The following is a 3,328-nucleotide window of genomic DNA, read 5'->3' as shown; positions in this document are numbered from 1 at the left end:
ACATACCGCTGCCGACCACGGCCGGCCTGCACGGTTCCATCCGGATCGTCCTGCCCGAGGCCGGCGACGCCACACGCGCCCGGGAGCTGACCGAGTTGGTCGCCGGGCGGGTCGCCGTCACGGTCGAGTCGCAGTGGCTACGCGAGCTCGATCGGCGCCGCCATGCGTGGATGACCTACCTGGTCGAGGCCAGCGAGCTGCTCGGGCAGTCCCTCGACCTCGACCTGACGGTCGCGCTCGTGCCGCAGCTGGTGGTGCCGCGGCTGGGCGCGTGGTGCGCGGTGCTGCTGCCGGAGCCGTCGCGACGACCGCGCCTGGCGGCGATCGCGCACGCCGACGAGGAGCGACTACCGGAGCTGCGCGCCGTGCTCGACCCCGACGCCGCGCCGGGTCCTTCGCCGCAACTGCGCACCCAGGTGGCGGCGGCCATGCGTGGTGCCGCCCCCTCGTGGTTCTCCGACCCGACCGACGGTGTCGCGGTCGCGCTGCGGGCTCGCGGGACCTCGATCGGGGTGCTGCTGGTGGGCCGCCCCGTCGGCCGTCCGCACACCCCCGAGGACCTGCTGCTGATCGACGACATCGCCCGGCGCGCCGCGCTGGCGATCCACAACGCACAGACCGTCGGCGAGCACGTGCGGGTGTCGCAGGCGTTGCAGGCCGCACTGCTCCCGCGCGCCCTCCCGCAGATACCGCAGATCGAGTTCGCCGCGGAGTACCTGCCCGCCAGCACCGGGGCGGACGTGGGCGGGGACTTCTACGACGTGGTCGCGCTCGGCCCCGAGCGATGGCTCGTCACCGTCGGCGACGTCTGTGGCAAGGGCGCCCGCGCGGCGGCCCGCACCGGGCTGGTCCGTGATGTGCTCCGGGTACTCGTCCGCGAGGGCCGCCCGTTGGTGCGGGCGATCGAGATACTCAACGAGATCATGCTGGAGGCCGCCGACCCACAGCAGTTCTGCACGCTCGCAGCGGTGATGGTGAGCCGGGTACGGCCCGAAGGACGGTCCGCGGTGACGGTGGAGCTGGTGCTGGCCGGACACGCCAAACCGGTCGTGGTGCGCGCCGACGGCACCGCCGAGCTGATCGGCCGGTTCGGGACCGCCCTGGGCCTGGTCGAGGTCGTCGACCTGCACTGCACCCGGCACCTGCTGACCGCCGGGGAGACGTTGCTGCTCTACACCGACGGCATCACGGAGTGCCGGCGCGGACCGGAGCAGTTCGACGAGAACCGGCTGCTCGAGGCGGCCGCCGGCGCGTCCGGCGCGAGCGCCGCGCGGCTCGTGGCCACGGTGCGCGAGGCCGTCCAGCGCTTCGCCAACGACCCACGCCCCGACGACATGGCTCTGCTCGCCGTGCGGGCCGGCCCCTGACCGAGGTGGGCCCGACCCGTCCCCCACTTGAGGCTCCACGCCTGGGTGCAGCGCCCACGTGACCTGGTGTCGGCGTTCCCTGGCCACTGTGCCTGGCGCCGCGGTCGGGGCCAGCCCAGCTCGGAGGTCAATCTGGGCACTGGCAGCCCGAACCTGTACAAGGTGTCGGGCTGCCGTCTGCCCCCGGGAACTCGAGGTGCGCGGGCCCTCGACCTCCGATCTGGAGCCTGCAGCGGCGCGGCCGTCCCGGCGACCCTCGACGACGCGGGTCACCTGTGGGGGTGGACGGCCGCGCCGCCTCTCTGGCCGTGCACAGGTGCGCCTCTCGGCGTGACCGACCTCGAGCTAGTGCTCTTTGCTCCCGAGCGGGGCTCGCTGCATCGGCATTTGTCAGCGGCGTAGGACCTGCCGCACTGTCTGAGACGGCAGGTGTCCGAAGCGCTCTCGGTACTGCTGGGCGAAGCGGCTGAGGTGGAAGAAGCCCCAGCGCATGGCGATCTCGGTGACCGGGACCTCGCCGGCGGTGTCGAGCAGCTCGGCGTGGACGCGGTCGAGGCGGACGGCGCGGACGTAGGCCATCGGGGACATGCCGACCGTCTCCTTGAAGCCGCGCTGCAGCTGCCGGCCGGTGACTCCGGCCGCGGCGGCGAGATCGGCGAGGGAGAGTTCGGCCTGCGGGTTGGCCTCGATGAGTTCGACGGCGCGGCGGATCTTGCCGCGCTGCACGGGCTGCCCGGGGGTGTGGAGCAGCTCGGTGAAGGCGTTCGGGATGGTCAGCAGCAGCTGGGTGAGGACGAGCGACTCGAGGTGGTCGCGGGCCAGGGGCATCTCGGAGATGCCCCCGGGCCGGGCGAGCTCGACACGAAGATAGTTGACCGCAGAAAGCAGGGACTGGCCCACGGGTGCGGTCAGGTCGAAGCCGAGGTCGAAGGCGATCGGGCGCTCGACGGGGCGGTTGATCAGCTTTGAGAGGTGTGCCTCGAGGGGGCGTCGGGGGAGCTTGACGGCGTACTGCACCGCCTCAGGGCTCCACCGGACGGTGAACGGATCGTCCGGCAGGAACAGCACCCCGCTGCGGTTGGCCCGGGTGGATGCGCGGTGGCCCTTCTGCGACACCATCGTCTGGCCGCTGAGGGTCAGGTTCATGTGGTAGCAGTCGCGCATCGGCGGGACGAGCAGCTCTGCGTCGGCGCCGTAGACGAGGTGGCCGACGGTGAGCCGCTCGGAGGAGAGGTAGCGCAGCTTGAAGTCCAGCGTCCGGCCGTCCCGGGTTTGCAGGTCGTGGGGGATGTAGACGTCCGTGATGTAGTGCTGGGCCTCTTCGAGATCCTGAGTCACGAGCAGGGGCCGAGGAGCCTGCTCGACACCGGGGTCCTCACGCGTCATCTCCAGCCTCCGCGGGGTTCGACCGCCGTGGTCGTCTGTGCCCGTCCTGCCGGCATCCATGCCGTCGGTGGTCGCCAACGGTAAGTGACTGCTCCTTGCCGCCACCATCCGCGTCGCGACGCGAGTATCCGCAGAACGACATCCCTTCGGCGGCAGGAGCAAGGGAAACCGTCTGTTGCACTGCAGGAACCCGTGACGGGCGCAGCGGCACCCTCGACGACGTCTCGCGGCTGGTCAGTGACGGTTCGCGGACATCCGTGGCCGAAGATCCGCGGATCGGACGTCCTGCACGTCCAGCGAAGCAGACCGCCCTGTGGCCGCGCGCGGATGAAGTCAGCCGGCGTTCTCGTCGAGGGCGATGAGGTGTCCCAGGCGTTCCTGCTTGGTGCGCAGGTAGCGGAGGTTGTGCGGGCTGCTGGTGCTGGGAAGGCCGATCCGGTCGAGGATGTCGAGCCCGTAGCCGTCGAGCCCGCCGTACTTGGCGGGGTTGTTGGTGATCAGCCGTAGCCGGGTGATGCCCAGGTCGGCGAGGATCTGGGCGCCGACGCCGTAGGAGCGGGAGTCGACCGGCAGGC

2 protein-coding genes and 1 pseudogene are annotated in these 3,328 nt (G+C 71.5%); 1 reads left to right on the top strand and 2 read right to left on the bottom strand.

The window, feature by feature from the left end; genetic code table 11:
* A partial coding sequence (locus LWC35_RS38640; RefSeq protein ID WP_232875559.1) for a PP2C family protein-serine/threonine phosphatase occupies positions 1-1,367 on the top strand: 1,367 nt, incomplete at its 5' end.
* A gap of 390 nt (positions 1,368-1,757) precedes the next feature.
* Here LWC35_RS38640 and LWC35_RS38635 read toward each other — a convergent pair.
* Entirely contained in the window at positions 1,758-2,753 is a 996-nt protein-coding gene (locus tag LWC35_RS38635) for an AraC family transcriptional regulator (RefSeq protein ID WP_232875558.1), read from the bottom strand.
* Positions 2,754-3,086: 333 nt separating this feature from the next.
* Positions 3,087-3,328 (bottom strand): annotated as a pseudogene (locus tag LWC35_RS38630) (bifunctional 3,4-dihydroxy-2-butanone-4-phosphate synthase/GTP cyclohydrolase II); the annotation flags it as partial.

This window comes from Pseudonocardia kujensis, assembly GCF_021283305.1.
In the GTDB taxonomy this organism is placed as follows: Bacteria; Actinomycetota; Actinomycetes; order Mycobacteriales; family Pseudonocardiaceae; genus Pseudonocardia; species Pseudonocardia kujensis.
Note: the sequence above shows the minus strand (reverse complement) of the source record. Positions and strands in the feature narration are given on the sequence as shown.

Bases quoted from the DNA above. Each gene is read 5' to 3' on its own strand.
- LWC35_RS38635 (WP_232875558.1), bottom strand. From the start codon at position 2,753: ATGACGCGTGAGGACCCCGGTGTCGAGCAGGCTCCTCGGCCCCTGCTC.